Below are 14,370 nucleotides of genomic sequence, written 5' to 3'. Positions count from 1 at the left end.
TTTGTTGGTTTGTCTGGTAACTTCCAACTTACCGAATGAGGAAAGGGTGAACAACCTATCGGAACACAACAGCTAGAGCGTTTCACCTTTGAAAAAGGTGAAACGCGAGGCGGCAGCACAGCGCCTCCCGGCCCAAAGTGAGCGGAAAAACCGCGTTTTTTCCGCGAAACGCCAGGCCGTATGGTTTGAAACGCAAAGCGTTTCAAACTGGGATTGCTCTAAAAGCTAACGGCGTGGCGACACTCTTCGCTGCCTGTTTGGGGGGAAGGGGAACCCCTCCGCCAGCGCGGGAGGTGTTCCCCTTCCCCCCAAGCCCCCATCCCTTCCCCAGCGCGCTTTTATCGTGGGAAGAGTCGGGAACAAGAGGCAAGCCCGCCCCCAAAGGCATGCGCGGCATACACAGTTTGTTCTACTTATCAATTGAAATTGTTTATAAAATGGTCAACAGGCCCTAGAGCGTTTCACCTTTGAAAAAGGTGAAACGCGAGGCGGCAGCACAGCGCCTCCCGGCCCAAAGTGAGCGGAAAAACCGCGTTTTTTCCGCGAAACGCCAGGCCGTATGGTTTGAAACGCAAAGCGTTTCAAACTGGAATTGCTCTAAAGGCTAACGGCGTGGCGCCACTCTTCGCTGCCTGTTTGGGGGGAAGGGGAACCCCTCCCCCAACGCAGAGCACGCGAACAGGATGCAAAAGCATTCGGGGCCTCGCCCTCAGGCTGAGGCCCCGAAAAAAGGGAGAAAAAGAAAAACGCGGAGCGGCCATGCCGCGCCCGGGTGTCCGGACTAGGCGTCCTGCGCCGGAGCAAGCCCCAGATCCCGCAGCAGGTTGTCCACGGCCATATGCCCCATGATCTGGGTAGCGCCGCTGGTGGAGGAAGAGCAGTGCGAGCCCATGACCAGATTGTCCAGGCTGTACCAGGCGTCTTCCGCGGGTGGCTCCTGCTCGAACACATCCAGCCCCGCGCCGTAGATGCGCCCTTCCTGCAGGGCGGTCAGCAGGGCGGCATTATCCACCAGTTCGCCACGGGCGGTATTGATGAGGATGGCCGACGGCTTCATGGCCGCCAGACGACGGGCGTCGATGCAGTGCCGGGTGCTGTCGTCAAGCTGGGTATGCAGGGTGATGATGTCGGCCTGTGAGCAGATGTCGTCCAGCGAGGCGCGCTCGATGCCGTTGGCCTCGGCATAGGCGGCGTCCCAATGGATATCGTGGGCCAGGATCCGCATGGAAAAGCCCTTTGCCCGCCGGGCCACGGCCCGGCCGATGGCCCCCAGCCCCACGATGCCCAGCGTCTTGCCGAAAAGGTCGATGCTGGTGATCTTGCTCCAGTCCCGACGGCGGCAACGGCTGTCGATGAGCGTCACCTTGCGGGCCACGGCCAGCATGAGCGCCAGCGCGTAGTCGGCCACGGCTTCGGTGGGCGCGCCCAGCGTCCGGGAAACCGCGATGCCCCGCGCCGCGCAGGCGTCAAGATCGATGTTGTCCAGCCCCACGCCGTACTTGGCCACGGCCTTGAGCTGCGGGGCGGCGGCAAGCACCTCCTCATTGACCGGATCGACCCCCACGATGAGTCCCCGACAGTCCGCCAACAGGCTGCACATCTGCCCGGCGGAAAGGATGCCGCCCGTCTCGTTGCGGACGACAGTCAGCCCCGCCTCGCGCAGACGGTCGAAAAGGGCGGGATCGGTCTTGCCGAAGGAACGCGGCGTCACCAGAACTTTCATACACAAACCTCCCGGAAAGGGCGTTGCCTCCTGCCGCGGGATACACGAACAGCGGCGGAAAAAGGGCGCTCCCCGTTTCGGCGGAGCGCCCTGCAGAAGATGTTTGCCGAACGGCGGACAGAGAAGGACAGCGTACGCAAACCGTCCTTCCGGCGCGAGCTGCACGGGAAAGAGCGGTCACGCCAACGCATCCTCTCCTAGAGCATTTTCAGGTTGAAACGCGTTGCGCTTCAAACCATACGACCTGGCGTTTCGCGGAAAAAACGCGGTTTTTCCGCTCACGCTGGGCCGGGCGGCGCTGTGCCGCCGCCTCGTGTTTTACCTTTTTCAAAGATAAAACGCTCTAGGCCACGGTATCCAGCCGCGTGCCGATGCCTTCGGCAGCCAGTCCCGCGGCGCGCGCGGGATCGGTCTGCGTCGCCAGACCGGCCGAACTGCCGTTGATGATCTGGCTGGCCATATTGGCCTGCATGTCCATGATGGAGCGGCTCAACGCCACATTGATACTGGCCTGGATGGCTTCCAATTCCATAGACGGCTCCTTTTTTTGTCGCAGGAACGACGTTTGAGCAACTATAGCCTAAAAGGCGTCGCTGGGGAAGAGGCGGCAACCAGCTTCCGCCGCTTCCGCGCACCAGCGGCTGAAAGCCGCCTGGGCCCGCTGGGCGTAGAGCGCCTTGCGGTCCTTCTTTTTCGCCTTCTCGTCCAGTTCGGGCATGAGGCCGAAATGCGCGTTGGACGGCTGGAAATGCTTGACCGGCGTCCGCAAATGGTTGAGCAGCGCGCCAAGGGCGCATTCCACGGGAAGCTGGGGCAGGGGATTCCCCTGTTCGCGGGCGATGAGCGTGAGGGCCAGCCAAAGCCCGGAAGCCGCCGATTCCACATAGCCTTCCACCCCGGTGATCTGCCCGGCCAGAAAGACGTCGGGACGGGCCCGCAGGGACAGGTCAGGGGCAAGGACTTCCGGAGCGTTGACGTAGGTATTGCGGTGCATGCTGCCGTAGCGGGCAAATTCCGCCTGCTGCAGGCCCGGCACCATGCGGAAGACGCGGGCCTGCTCGGCGTAGGTCAGCTTGGTCTGACAGCCCACCAGATTGCAGGCCTCGCCATTGCGGCTCTCCGCCCGCAGCTGCAGCACCGCCCACGGCCGGCGGCCCGTGCGCGGGTCCACAAAGCCCACAGGCTTGAGCGGGCCAAAGGTCAGCGTGCGCGGCCCGCGCTGGGCCAGCGCCTCGATGGGCATGCAGCCCTCGAAATGCTTTTCCTTTTCGAAGCCGTGCGGCTGCACCTTTTCCGCAGCCAGCAGGGCTTCATAAAAGGCCTCGTATTCGTCCCGCTCAAAGGGACAGTTCAGATAGTCGCCGCCTTCCTCTCCCTTTTCCTGTCCGTAGCGTGAGGCGCGGAAGACGACGGACATGTCGAGGGAGTGCGTCCAGACGATGGGCGCTATGGCGTCATAAAAGTAGCAGTAGCTCGTGCCGATGACCTCCGCCAGCGAAGCGGAAAGGGCGGCGTCCGTCATGGGGCCGCTGGCCAGGATGATCACGTCGTGCCCTTGCAGGCGGGCGTCGTCCAGTCCGGTGATGCGGGCCTGTTCCCGGCGGATGTTCCCGGCGGCCTCGATGCGCTGCGTCATGTCCGCGGCAAAGGCCTCGCGGTCCACGGCCAGCGCCTTGCCGGCCGGTACGCGGTGCGCGTCGGCGGCCGCCATGAACTCGCTGCCCAGGGCGCGCATCTCCGCCTTGAGCAGGCCGATGCCCGAGGTCGTCTCGTCGGAGCGCAGGGAATTGGAGCAGACCAGCTCCGCCAGTTGTCCGCTCACATGGGCGGCGGACATGGCAGCCGGCTTCTGCTCGAAAAGGGTCACTTCCAGCCCGGCACGGGCAAGGCGCAAGGCGCATTCGCAGCCTGCCAGCCCGCCGCCGACGACGGCAAAACGTTTATGCGACACAGTAACTCCTTGAATGGCGTTGGCCGCATGTTGCCCAAGTGTGCCGGGCTTGGCAAGCGCGGGATATCGGGTGTCGCCGGCCTTTCCCGGCCATTCAGCGCGGCTTGCCCACGGACTGCGTGGCCAGCGCCCGCCAGCCGTCCGGCAGGAAGGCAAAACGGCTCGCATCGCGGGTGGTGGAGGCCTTGACCACATTCCCGAGCCCGGCGGAGGCGCAGAACAGCCCCACATTCTGGTAGACTGAGCCGATGTGCATGCCGCCGTAGGGGTCATCTTCCGGCACGGCAAAGATCAGCACGACGGCGGCATCGTCCAGCGGACTGCCCAGCGGCGTCGCGGCGATGCGCTCGAGCCCGTGCCCGGCGGCATCATACAGCCAAAGCCCGTCGGCCTTGTTGACGTAGAGCTTCAGGGCCTGCCGGTTGCGGGCGCTGGGCGCCGTACGCTTGCCGTCAGGACGGTTCCGGCCCCAGGCAGCCCAGAGCAGGTTGCCGAGCGTGGCCTGATCCAGCGGCTCCTTAGACAGACTGCGGGTCGTCTGCCGCTGGGCCAGAGTCTGCATGAGCGGCAGGCCGCCCGTGGTATCCGGCGCGGGCAGGCTGACGGTCTCCGCCAGCGCGGCGCAAGGCGCGGAAAGGAACAGGGCAGCGGCAAGCAGGGGAGCGGTAAGGGTACGCATGTCATCTCCTTAAAAAATGGGGGAAGGTAGGGCAAACTCTGTCAGGGAATCCCGAAATCGCCTCCCTGTCAAGGAGACGCCCCGGCAAGAGCGGGACGGGCGCGGCCTTCCCCTGCCTGCGACAGCCTGCGGGACGCCTGCACGCTCCATCCGCCAGATACGGACAAAAGCGCTTTTCCTGTCTGTTTCGGGCCGGACGGCGCTGTGCCGCCGCCTCGTGTTTTACTTTTTCAAAGGTAAAATGCTCTAACGGCGCAGCAGCAGCCAGGACTGGATGGGCAAACGCTTTTCGGTCCAATGTTCCTTGTAGCGCATGGGGCCGCCGTCCAGCGGGCCCATGTCGTAGCGACGCGCGCCTTCCTCGCAGAGCCAGCGCACCTGCTCCACCTGCAGGAGATTGCCGATGCCCCAGCGCTTCCAGGCCTCACGGTAGCTGAACTGCTGTCCACGATAGATATTGCCGGCCTTGCCGCCGAAGATGAAGCCGATATCCGTTCCCTCGTGCCGGGCAAACATGATGCGCGCCAGCCCCTGCCGGGCCAGATTACGAATCAACACCGCATAGAGCTGCCGGGCGGGCTGCTCCGTCATGCCGCAGGCGGCGATCCCCTTCCAGCTTGTCTTTTCCACATCCAGCATGCGCGCGTAGAGCAGGGCGGCCTCTTCGTCGCTTTGCGGCACATGCCGCTCGAACACGATGCCCGCCTGCCGGGCCCGCCGCATGGCCTTGCCCAGCTTTTGCCGGTGATTGGCCGAGCGGCGGGACAAAAAGCCCTCCAGCCCGTCCCGCAGGGAGGCCGCGCACTGCAGGCCGTCAGCAAAATGCAGGACATGGAAATTTTTCTCCAGCCGCCGCAGCAGCTGGACGGCCCGCCTGCCGCCCGGCCGGATGCCGCTGATGAGGATCTTGGAAAAGATGCGCGTACCGCTTTCGCCAAGCCAGCTTTCCAACAGAGCCGGCGCATCCCTGCCCAGCAGGCAGGCCCCGAAAAGCCAGTGGGACTCGATAAAAACTTTTCGTCAAGGCTTTCCCTGCGATGAAACAAAATGAACGCATATTGCACGCCAGAGTAGCTGGAAATAAATTTCCGGCAGATATAAATTAAAATTAAATATAAAAAAATAATTATATCGCAAAGAACAACAAACAGCAATCTTTTTCTGATACGTAAAAAGATTATCCAGTAAAGAATATTACCATTCATATATCCCGTCACAGACAATGTACAACATACGCAATGATGTTTATTTTTTTAAATAATGGCGCTTTTTTTCAGAAACAAAAGCAATTTCATGCTGCAGATGAAACATGAATTAAAAAATTTTTTTTCATGTTATATTTATAAATAAGCATGAAAAAGCACTGTAGACACGCCCACTTTCTTGCCTTTGAACATCTGCACATGCATGATAGATTTTATAAATCAACATATTGCGCGTAATAAGCTGTTCTCCCAAGGCGCTGTTCCTGCGAAAAAGACGAAAGGAGGCGTTAACATGAATTCCAAGGATGCAAGTAAGCTTGCCGCACAGGTCGGGCGCGTCATAGCCCGGCGACGCAAGGTGTGCGGGATGACACAGGCCATGCTGGCGGAAAAACTCGGCATCACGCAGGACTCCCTCTCCCGCATGGAAAAGGGCGTCATGGCTCCCAAGTTTTCCCGTCTGCCGGAGGTGGCCTACTTTCTGGACTGTCGTGTGGCTGACCTCTTTCGTGAGGCCAGCCCGGAATCGGACGACTGGGCCGCCGCCATTGCCGAGGAACTGCGGGATCTTTCCCCCGATGGGCGAGAGCTGGTGCTGAACCTCGTGCGGGAGATCGCCCGCGCCCTGCGCAAGATGCAGGAGGGCAAACAGGCAATGAAGGGATTTGACAGCAGCGAGGGCCAGGCATAGTTTTCCTTTCAGTCATTGGGGCCATGCACAGCTCATGACCGGTCTGCGCGCTGCGGACAAGTTCTGCCGACGGCAGCCATGCGTGTGCATTTTTCAGTTACAGGAGCAAGAGTGCATGAGCAAAGCCTTTCAACATGTGTACGGCCCGGTCCCTTCTCGCCGCCTTGGCCGCTCGCTGGGCGTGGACGCCCTGACATTCAAGACCTGTTCCTTTGACTGCGTGTATTGCCAGCTTGGCCATACCACCCACCACACGGTGGAGCGCAGGGAATATGTGCCCGTCGATGAGATCCTCGACGAGATCAAGCGAAAGCTTGCCGCCGACACGCCGCAGTACATCAGCTTTGCCGGTTCGGGTGAACCGACCCTCCACAGCCGGCTCGGCGACATCATCCGCAACATCAAGATCCTGACGGATGTTCCGGTGGTCGTCATCACCAACGGTTCTCTGCTCTGGCGGGCGGATGTCCGCTCGGATCTGGCGGCGGCGGACGTGGTCATCCCCTCGCTGGACGGCGGCAGCGCCGCGCAGCTCGATGCCGTCAACGCGCCGGAAGCTTCGCTCAAATTCCAGGGGATCGTGGATGGGCTCATCCGTTTCCGCAAGGAATTTCATGGCCAGATCTGGCTGGAGATCATGCTGCTGGGCGGCATGAACGATGATGACGCTTCCATCGATGCCCTTGCCCGGCTCGTCACGGCCATCGCCCCGGACAAGGTGCAGCTCAACAGCGTCTGCCGGCCTCCGGCGGAGCGCAGCGCCCAGCCTGTCCCGGCGGCGCGCCTGCGGGCCATTTGCGAGCGCATGGCCGCCGAGGTTCCCTGTCCGGTGGAGATCATCGCCACCCATCTGGATGACGAGGCCCACACCAGCTTCCGCGCCCAGGTGCAGGAGGAAGACGTGCTGGCGACCATTGCCCGGCGGCCCTGTACGGTCAACGACGTAGCCGCCGGACTGGGCATCCATCATAACGAGGCGCTCAAGCATCTGGAAATGCTGGCGGCTGACGGCAAAGCCACTACCCAGATACGGGGAGACCAGACCTATTACCTTGCCGTGGAAACGGCGTAGCCCCATCGCTTTCCGCGCGCTCCCCGTCGCAGGCGGGGGGCGCGCCGGACCTCATGCCCGTCTGAGCACCCAGAGCGACACTTCCCCCGGAACGCCGAGCCGGTAAGGGAAGCCGCCCCAGAGCCCGCACCCGGGCGAGACCACGAGACGCGAACGGGCATCCCCGTACGCTCCGCGCACGTATCCGTCATTGAAGGCCGCCACCAGAAGATCCGGCCCCAGCAGCATGCCGCCGTGGGTGTGACCGGAAAGCTGGAGCGTCACCCGCCCCCGTATGGCGGAAAACAGGGCGGGACGATGGGCCAGCAGCAGCATCGGGACCAGTCCTGACGCGTCCCCATGCGCTTTGCCGTCCGGCTGGACTGACAAGGCCTGTCGCAGCGTCCCCTCAAGATCCGGGCCGGGCAGGCCAAAACGCGAGGAGGCCGGATCCGTCACGCCCAGCAGAAGGAAGGGCCTGCCCCGGTGGCGCAGCAAGGCATGCTCGTTGTCCAGCATACGGATGCCGAGCCTGCGCAGGACAGGCCGCCAGGCCGGATAATCGGAATAGTATTCATGGTTGCCCGGACAGCCCCAGACGCCCAACGGGGCATGCAGATCCGCCAGCGGGGCCACATCGGCCGCGCGCTGCGCCGGGGAGCCGTCCATGATGTCGCCGGTCAGCAGGATGATGTCCGGGCGGGCGGCATTGACGCGCGAGACAAGTTCCCGCACCCAGGCCTGCGGGAAGGTCGTGCTGATGTGCAGATCCGTCATCTGCGCCAGCCGCAGGCCGTCCAGCTCCGGCGGCAGTCCTTCCACGGCGATCTCCCGTTCCCGCACTTCGGGGATCCGCAGCGCCTCGGGCACGGCGATCAGCGTCAGCCCAAGGGCAAGGATCGCCAACCCCAGCGATATGCGCCCATCCCGAGCCCGCAGTCGGCTCCAGCATCGCCCCGCACCGCCACGCTCAAGCAGCCAGCAAACGCACAGCAGGGCATCCCTCCCCAGACTCAGGGCGGCAAACAGCAGGACGATGCCCAGCGGGATGCCTGTGCCGACCTGCAGCCAGCGCGGCATCTCCGGCGCATAAGCCCCGAAAAACAAACGCAATAGCAGCAACTTGCAGGCCCCGGCAGTCGTCAGCACGGCTAGCGACAAACGCAGAGGAAGGCCCAGGCGCGCGCGCCACAGCACCCGCACCAGGATATACAGCGTGAGGAAGAGGGAAAAGATGGTCAGCATGTTGCGGAATATAAAAAAAGACGAAAGGAGCCGCAACTCCTCCCATCTGCCTGTCCTCCCACGCCAGCCCGGTGGACGGCGCATCCGCGCCCCTGAGACCTGTTCCCGCTGTGTTGCGGCCCGTCGTCTTGCTGACGTTGCCTAACCCTTCCCCGTATCTGCTGCCGGAGCGGGCATGCCGCGAAGGGAAAGCGGCGGAGAGCCGGACACGGCCTGCCCACGGTACGGGCCAGGCGGGGAAACAGAAGGGGGAAGGGAGCTCCCCGCGCATGGCGAGAGCGTCCCTTCCCCCAGAGAGTGTGTCTTCCGGCAAAACGCCTTAGAACGGATTCGCATTGAAATTGTGTCCAATTTCCATGCTGACACTGCCCTCACACTACGGAAAAAGCGTGGTTTTTCCGTGTGTTCTGTCGTGTGTTCTGGTGCGAGTAGTCGCCCTCGCGACTACCAGAGCGATCCACATTTTCAATGTGGAATTGCTCTAGCGGGTAGCGATGGCCTCCACTTCCACCAGCGCCCCCAGCGGCAGACCGGCCACGGCCACGCAGGAACGGGCCGGATAGGGCGCGGCGAAATACTTCTTGTACACTTCATTGACGGCGGGGAAGTTGGCCATATCAGTAATGAAGACGACCGTCTTCACCACGTTTTCCGTGCCGAGGCCGGCTTCGGCCAGCACGGCGGAAAGGTTCTTCAGAGCCTGTTCGGCCTGGGCCGCCACATCGCCTTCCACCATTTTGCCGGTCTCGGGCACAAGACCGATCTGGCCGGAAAAATAGCAGGTCTCGCCGGAGCGGATGCCCTGGCTGTACGGACCGACGGCGGACGGGGCCTTGGAAGAATTGATCAGTTCCTTGCTCATGTGCGCTTCTCCTATTTGAAGGCAGGCAGATAGTTCAGTACGGTCAGGGTATGGCACACCGCCGCGCCGATGCCGTACACCAGCAGCAGAGGGATGGCCCAGCTTGCGCCGGGCATGCGGTACAGCGCCTCGCCCCCCTTGCGGCGGCTGACATGCAGCAGCATGGCCGGGACGATGACCGACCAGATGGCCGCGGCAAGACCGGCCCAGCCGATGGCCGCCAGGAAGCCGTCCGGCCAGATGAGGCCGCCCAGCATGGGGGGAAGGAAGGTGACCAGCATGGTCAGTGTACGCCCACGCCGGGAATTGTCAAAGTTGCACAGGTCCGCCATGTAGTCGAACAGACCGAGCCCCGCGCCCAGGAAGGACGTGGCGATGGCGAACAGGGCGAAAAACTCCAGCATCTTCTGGATGATGTAGCCCAGCGAGGAACCGGAAGCCTGCACGAGATCCCCCACGTTGCCGCCCGCCGCGATGACGGCGCGGAAGGCCTCGCGGTCCAGGATGCCGTCGGCGGCGATGATCCAGACGAGATAGCAGAGCAGGGCGATGAAGGTGCCGTTGCGCAGACAGGCATTGATGATGCGGGGCTCCTTGCCCAGATACTTGATGAGGCTGGGCACCGAGGCATGGAAGCAGAAGGACGTCAGATAGGTGGAGACCGCGCCGAACAGGAAAATGAATTCGCCGCTGTCGGCCTGTTCGCCCCAAATATGCCCCATATCGGCATTGCCGATCATGCCGCCCACGGAAAGGAAGAAGGTGATGATCATCCCGCCCATGAGCACCACGGAAAGACGGTCCACCACCTGCGAGCTCCACCAGACGCAGGCCGTGAGCAGCAACGAAAAGATGAGGCTCGTCAGCACCCGCGGCGGCGTATAGCCCCAGCTGGACTGCATGGCCTGCTGCACCACCGAACCGCCGCCGCTCACATAGGCATAGACCAGCGTATAGAGCACGAAGGCCACGGCCAGCCCGTTGATGAGGCTCCACGCCGGGCCCAGGGTCCGGTTGACCATGGTATGCAGGCTGTCGCCGGGCTCAAAGCAGAGGTTGACCTCCAGGATGGCCTGGCTGGCGCGCAGCATGCAGAACCAGGAGACAAAGATGACCACCAGCGACCAGTTGAACCACATGCCCGCCGAGATCATGGGCAGGCCGAGCATCCCGGCGCCGATGGCCGTGCCGGCCACGACCATGGAGCCGCCCATGACTTTCTGAAAACCCGGGCCAAAAAGAGAGCGCATACGTTGTTTTTCCTCCTCTTTGCCGCCAGATTGGGGCGGCACTGCATCTTGGCAGAGAGGGGAGGGCAAATCAAGGGGGCGATGCCGTGCGCTTGAAAATCCGCGCGATGCCGTATATATTGGTCAACCTTGGCGACCATGCGGCCGCCTAATCCGACCTTTGAGGAAAGCATGAGCAACGAACCGGACAAGATTATTTATTCCATGATTCGCGTGTCCAAGCGGCACGGACAGAAGGAAGTGCTCAAGGATATTTCGCTCTCCTACTTCTACGGAGCGAAGATCGGCGTGCTCGGCCTGAACGGCGCGGGCAAATCCAGCCTGCTCAAGATCCTGGCGGGCGTGGACCAATCCTTTGACGGCAAGACCGTGCTCGCGCCCGGCTATACCATCGGCTATCTGGAGCAGGAGCCCCTGCAGGGCGAGACCCGCACCGTACGCGAGGTGGTGGAAGAGGGCGTGGCCGAGCTCATGGCCATCGCCCGCGAATTTGAAGCCATCAACGCCAAGTTCGCCGAGCCCATGGAGCCGGAAGAGATGGACGCCCTCATCGCCCGGCAGGCGGAAGTGCAAGAGCTGATGGACCACAAGGGCGTGTGGGATCTGGATTCCAAGCTGGAAATGGCCATGGATGCCCTGCGCTGCCCGCCCGGGGACATGAGCGTGGCCCACATCTCGGGCGGCGAACGCCGCCGCGTGGCCCTCTGCCGTCTGCTGCTCCAGAATCCCGACATCCTGCTGCTGGACGAACCCACCAACCATCTGGACGCCGAATCCGTGGCCTGGCTGGAGCGCTACCTCTCCACCTTCCCCGGCACGGTCATCGCCGTCACCCACGACCGCTACTTCCTCGACAACGTGGCGGGCTGGATCCTGGAACTGGACCGCGGCCGCGGCATCCCGTGGAAGGGCAACTATTCCTCCTGGCTCGAACAGAAGCAGAAGCGCCTGGCTCAGGAAGACAAGGCCGAGGCCGACCGTCAGAAGACGCTCGCCCGCGAACTGGAGTGGATCCGCATGTCCCCCAAGGGCCGCCACGCCAAGGGCAAGGCCCGCATCAACGCCTATGAGGCCATGCTTTCCCACGAGAGCGAGAAGCGCGCGCCGGATCTGGAGATCTACATCCCGCCGGGACCGCGCCTCGGCAAGAGCGTCATCGAGCTCAAGGGCGTGAGCAAGAGCATGGGCGACAAGCTGCTCATGGAGAATGTGGACGCCCTCGTGCCCGCCGGGGCCATCGTGGGCATCATCGGCCCCAACGGCGCGGGCAAGACCACGCTGTTCAAGCTCCTCACCGGACAGGAACAGCCGGATGCGGGCACCATCACCATCGGCGATACCGTCAAGTTCGCCTATGTGGATCAGGGGCGCGAATCCCTCACGCCCGGCAAGACCGTGTATGAACTCATCAGCGACGGCCACGAGACCATCAAGCTGGGCAGCAGGGAAGTGAACGCCCGTGCCTACTGCACGCGCTTCAACTTCCACGGCGCGGACCAGCAGAAAAAGGTGGACGTGCTCTCCGGCGGCGAGCGCAACCGCCTGCATCTGGCCCGTATGCTCAAGTCCGGGGCCAACGTCCTCCTCCTGGACGAACCCACCAACGACATTGACGTGAACACCATGCGGGCCCTTGAGGACGCGTTGGACAACTTCGCGGGCTGCGTGCTGGTGGTGAGCCATGACCGCTGGTTCCTCGACCGCATCGCCACCCACATCATGGCCTTTGAAGGCGACTCCAAGGTGGATTTCTTCGAGGGGAACTTCACGGAATACGAGGAAGACCGCAAGAAGCGCCTCGGCAAGGATGCCGATACGCCGCATCGTCTGAAATTCCGCCGTCTTACCCGTTAAGGGACAAGGTGAATTTCATGTACCACATCAACTATGAGATGCCGCGGCGGCATAACGCGCGCCGGTACGGACGCGGCCTGTCGCTGGCCGCCCTGGCCTTGTGCGGCGTGCTGTTCGGCGGCAATCCGCTGCCCGCTTGGGCCGCTGCGGCGGATGCCGCGATGCCGGGCACGACCGTGCCGGACACCGCGGAACGGACGCCCGCGGCGCAGCCGCCGCAGGCCCCCGCAAAACAGGAGATCCCCGCCGTGCACGAAGACCTGCGTTTCGCCCAGCCCCAACAGGTGGAACTCTTCCCCTCCGGCGCGCAGATCACGGTCAGCGAACGGCTGACGGCCTCCTCGCGTGAGGGACAGGCCGTCCTGCGCCTGCTCCTGCCGGATGGCGCCGCCGGCATCGTGCCCGATGTGCCCGGCCAGAACGTGCTGGGCTGGACGCTGACGCCCGTTGCCTCCCGGCCGCAGGGCGAGGCCGCCGAACGCCGGCGGGACCTGCTGGCCCGGCTCGACGCGCTGGAAGGCCGCATAGCGGCCCTCAATGCCCGCATGGAGCTGCACAAGCAGCTGCCCGGCGGAGCGGACAGCGCGGCTGTGGAAAGCCTGGATGCGCTGGCGGAGCGGACCGTGCCCGGGCTCATGGCCGAACGGCAGAAGCTCACGCGCGAGATGGAGCAGCTCCGCAAGCTCGTGAACGCCATCCCCGCGCTTTCGGAGCAGGGGAAGCTGCTGGAGATCCGTCTTGCCGCCATGCCGGAAGCCCCTGTGCAGGTCCGGTGCTCCTACATGCTGCATGATTGCGGCTGGCAGCCGCGCTACAGCGTCAATGCCCGCCCCGGTACGGGCAAGGTGGATATCGCCCTGTCCGCCGAAATCTGGCAGTATTCCGGGCAGGACTGGGACAAGGCCCGGCTGGCGCTGGTCACCCGTGCGCCCGGCGCGCTCGGCCCGGATGCGCTGCCGGACTGGATCATCGAACCCTCTTCGCCGGAAGCCGCCCGCGTGGCCGCGCTGCCCCGGCACGCCAAGGCCGTCCCGCTCATGGCGGCCGCCGACAACAGCGGCATCTCCGCCGCGGAAGAAGGCGCCTTCGTCCGCTGGGAGATCCCCACGACGGGCCTGGCGCAGGGCAAGTCCATACTTAACGTCACGAGCGAAGAATGGGCCGCCCCCATGCAGTGGCTGGCCCGTCCCTCGGCGGGCGAGAGTCGCGTGTGGATGACGGCGGAATACGCCTTTGCCGACCGTCCCTCCTGGCCGGCCGGCCTCATGGAATGCCGCATCGACGGGCAGTATGTGGGCACGGGCTCCTTCCGCCCCGAAGCCGGCAAGGTGAAGCTCTTTTTCGGGGCTGATCCGCGCGTGACGGTCAAGACCATCAACGAGACCCGCAAGGAAAACGAGAGCGGCATCATCAACGCCCGTCGTTTCTGGCGCTGGAGCTGGCGCTACGCCATCCGCAACGAACGGCCGGAGGAAGTGCAGGTACGGCTTGAACGGCCCCTGCCGCGCAGCGTGGATGAGCGCGTGACCCTCAAGCTGGAGGGCACACCCGCCCCGACAACGGATCAGGACGAGGGAATCCTCTTCTGGGAAGTGAAGGTGCCCGCCCGCGGCAGCAGCGATGTCCGCCAGGAGGTCGAGATCACGGCCCCCGCCGACCTGAAGCTCGCGCCGGTCGCTCCTTAGGGCGCTTCACCCTTGAAAAAGGTGAAACGCGAGGCGACGGCACTGCGCCGCCCGGCCAAAAGTGAACGCCGCGAAACGACGGGCCGTATGGTACTGAAATTGCTCTAGGTGTTGTGTTCCGATAGGTTGTTCACCCTTTCCTCATTCGGTAAGTTGGAAGTTACCAGACAAACC

At 63.4% G+C, this 14,370-nt stretch carries 12 protein-coding genes; 4 read left to right on the top strand and 8 right to left on the bottom strand.

Annotated elements, in window-relative coordinates:
- Positions 1 to 781: 781 nt before the first annotated feature.
- The 5 genes from Q0K12_RS11285 to Q0K12_RS11265 form a co-directional block, all read right to left on the bottom strand.
- Entirely contained in the window at positions 782 to 1,723 is a 942-nt protein-coding gene (locus Q0K12_RS11285) for a phosphoglycerate dehydrogenase (RefSeq protein ID WP_297263017.1), read from the bottom strand.
- A gap of 343 nt (positions 1,724 to 2,066) precedes the next feature.
- A complete protein-coding gene (locus Q0K12_RS11280; RefSeq protein ID WP_297263016.1) occupies positions 2,067 to 2,255 on the bottom strand; it encodes a hypothetical protein in 189 nt (62 codons plus the stop codon).
- Positions 2,256 to 2,303: 48 nt separating this feature from the next.
- On the bottom strand, positions 2,304 to 3,674 hold the full coding sequence (gene trmFO, locus Q0K12_RS11275; RefSeq protein ID WP_297263014.1) for a methylenetetrahydrofolate--tRNA-(uracil(54)-C(5))-methyltransferase (FADH(2)-oxidizing) TrmFO: 1,371 nt from the start codon (positions 3,672 to 3,674) through the stop codon (positions 2,304 to 2,306).
- 94 nt (positions 3,675 to 3,768) lie between these two features.
- Positions 3,769 to 4,353, bottom strand: coding sequence for a nitroreductase family protein (locus tag Q0K12_RS11270; protein ID WP_297263013.1), 585 nt, complete (start codon positions 4,351 to 4,353; stop codon positions 3,769 to 3,771).
- A gap of 246 nt (positions 4,354 to 4,599) precedes the next feature.
- Complete coding sequence (locus Q0K12_RS11265; RefSeq protein ID WP_297263010.1) at positions 4,600 to 5,304, bottom strand: GNAT family N-acetyltransferase; 705 nt, start codon at positions 5,302 to 5,304, stop codon at positions 4,600 to 4,602.
- A 546-nt stretch (positions 5,305 to 5,850) separates the two neighbouring features.
- On the opposite strand from Q0K12_RS11265, the gene Q0K12_RS11260 reads away from it, so the two are divergent.
- Together Q0K12_RS11260 and Q0K12_RS11255 are read left to right on the top strand one after the other, a co-directional pair.
- Positions 5,851 to 6,249 carry a helix-turn-helix transcriptional regulator gene (locus tag Q0K12_RS11260; protein ID WP_297263008.1) on the top strand — a complete coding sequence of 133 codons (399 nt, stop codon included), beginning with the start codon at positions 5,851 to 5,853 and terminating at the stop codon, positions 6,247 to 6,249.
- 115 nt (positions 6,250 to 6,364) lie between these two features.
- Positions 6,365 to 7,321 carry a radical SAM protein gene (locus tag Q0K12_RS11255; RefSeq protein WP_297263006.1) on the top strand — a complete coding sequence of 319 codons (957 nt, stop codon included), beginning with the start codon at positions 6,365 to 6,367 and terminating at the stop codon, positions 7,319 to 7,321.
- A gap of 51 nt (positions 7,322 to 7,372) precedes the next feature.
- Here the strand turns inward: Q0K12_RS11255 and Q0K12_RS11250 are convergent, their stop codons facing one another.
- The 3 genes from Q0K12_RS11250 to Q0K12_RS11240 form a co-directional block, all read right to left on the bottom strand.
- On the bottom strand, positions 7,373 to 8,545 hold the full coding sequence (locus Q0K12_RS11250; RefSeq protein WP_297263004.1) for a metallophosphoesterase: 1,173 nt from the start codon (positions 8,543 to 8,545) through the stop codon (positions 7,373 to 7,375).
- 481 nt (positions 8,546 to 9,026) lie between these two features.
- Positions 9,027 to 9,407, bottom strand: coding sequence for a RidA family protein (locus Q0K12_RS11245; protein WP_297263003.1), 381 nt, complete (start codon positions 9,405 to 9,407; stop codon positions 9,027 to 9,029).
- A gap of 11 nt (positions 9,408 to 9,418) precedes the next feature.
- Positions 9,419 to 10,657, bottom strand: a complete 1,239-nt coding sequence (locus Q0K12_RS11240; protein ID WP_297263001.1) for an aromatic amino acid transporter — start codon at positions 10,655 to 10,657, stop codon at positions 9,419 to 9,421.
- A gap of 171 nt (positions 10,658 to 10,828) precedes the next feature.
- Here Q0K12_RS11240 and ettA point away from each other — a divergent pair, with 171 nt between their 5' ends.
- Both ettA and Q0K12_RS11230 read left to right on the top strand, forming a co-directional pair.
- Positions 10,829 to 12,511, top strand: coding sequence for an energy-dependent translational throttle protein EttA (gene ettA / locus Q0K12_RS11235; RefSeq protein WP_297262999.1), 1,683 nt, complete (start codon positions 10,829 to 10,831; stop codon positions 12,509 to 12,511).
- Between the two features lie 17 nt (positions 12,512 to 12,528).
- Entirely contained in the window at positions 12,529 to 14,196 is a 1,668-nt protein-coding gene (locus Q0K12_RS11230; RefSeq protein ID WP_297262997.1) for a DUF4139 domain-containing protein, read from the top strand.
- The last annotated feature ends 174 nt before the right edge of the window (positions 14,197 to 14,370 follow it).

Source organism: uncultured Desulfovibrio sp. (assembly GCF_944324525.1).
Classification (GTDB): Bacteria; Desulfobacterota; Desulfovibrionia; order Desulfovibrionales; family Desulfovibrionaceae; genus Desulfovibrio.
The sequence above is the reverse complement of the archived record's forward strand: the minus strand, read 5'-3'. Positions and strand labels throughout refer to the sequence as shown.

Bases quoted from the DNA above. Each gene is read 5' to 3' on its own strand.
- Q0K12_RS11260 (WP_297263008.1), top strand. From the start codon at position 5,851: ATGAATTCCAAGGATGCAAGTAAGCTTGCCGCACAGGTCGGGCGCGTC.
- Q0K12_RS11280 (WP_297263016.1), bottom strand. From the start codon at position 2,255: ATGGAATTGGAAGCCATCCAGGCCAGTATCAATGTGGCGTTGAGCCGC.
- Q0K12_RS11230 (WP_297262997.1), top strand. From the start codon at position 12,529: ATGTACCACATCAACTATGAGATGCCGCGGCGGCATAACGCGCGCCGG.
- Q0K12_RS11270 (WP_297263013.1), bottom strand. From the start codon at position 4,353: ATGCGTACCCTTACCGCTCCCCTGCTTGCCGCTGCCCTGTTCCTTTCC.
- Q0K12_RS11255 (WP_297263006.1), top strand. From the start codon at position 6,365: ATGAGCAAAGCCTTTCAACATGTGTACGGCCCGGTCCCTTCTCGCCGC.
- Q0K12_RS11240 (WP_297263001.1), bottom strand. From the start codon at position 10,657: ATGCGCTCTCTTTTTGGCCCGGGTTTTCAGAAAGTCATGGGCGGCTCC.
- ettA (WP_297262999.1), top strand. From the start codon at position 10,829: ATGAGCAACGAACCGGACAAGATTATTTATTCCATGATTCGCGTGTCC.
- Q0K12_RS11250 (WP_297263004.1), bottom strand. From the start codon at position 8,545: ATGCTGACCATCTTTTCCCTCTTCCTCACGCTGTATATCCTGGTGCGG.
- Q0K12_RS11285 (WP_297263017.1), bottom strand. From the start codon at position 1,723: ATGAAAGTTCTGGTGACGCCGCGTTCCTTCGGCAAGACCGATCCCGCC.
- Q0K12_RS11245 (WP_297263003.1), bottom strand. From the start codon at position 9,407: ATGAGCAAGGAACTGATCAATTCTTCCAAGGCCCCGTCCGCCGTCGGT.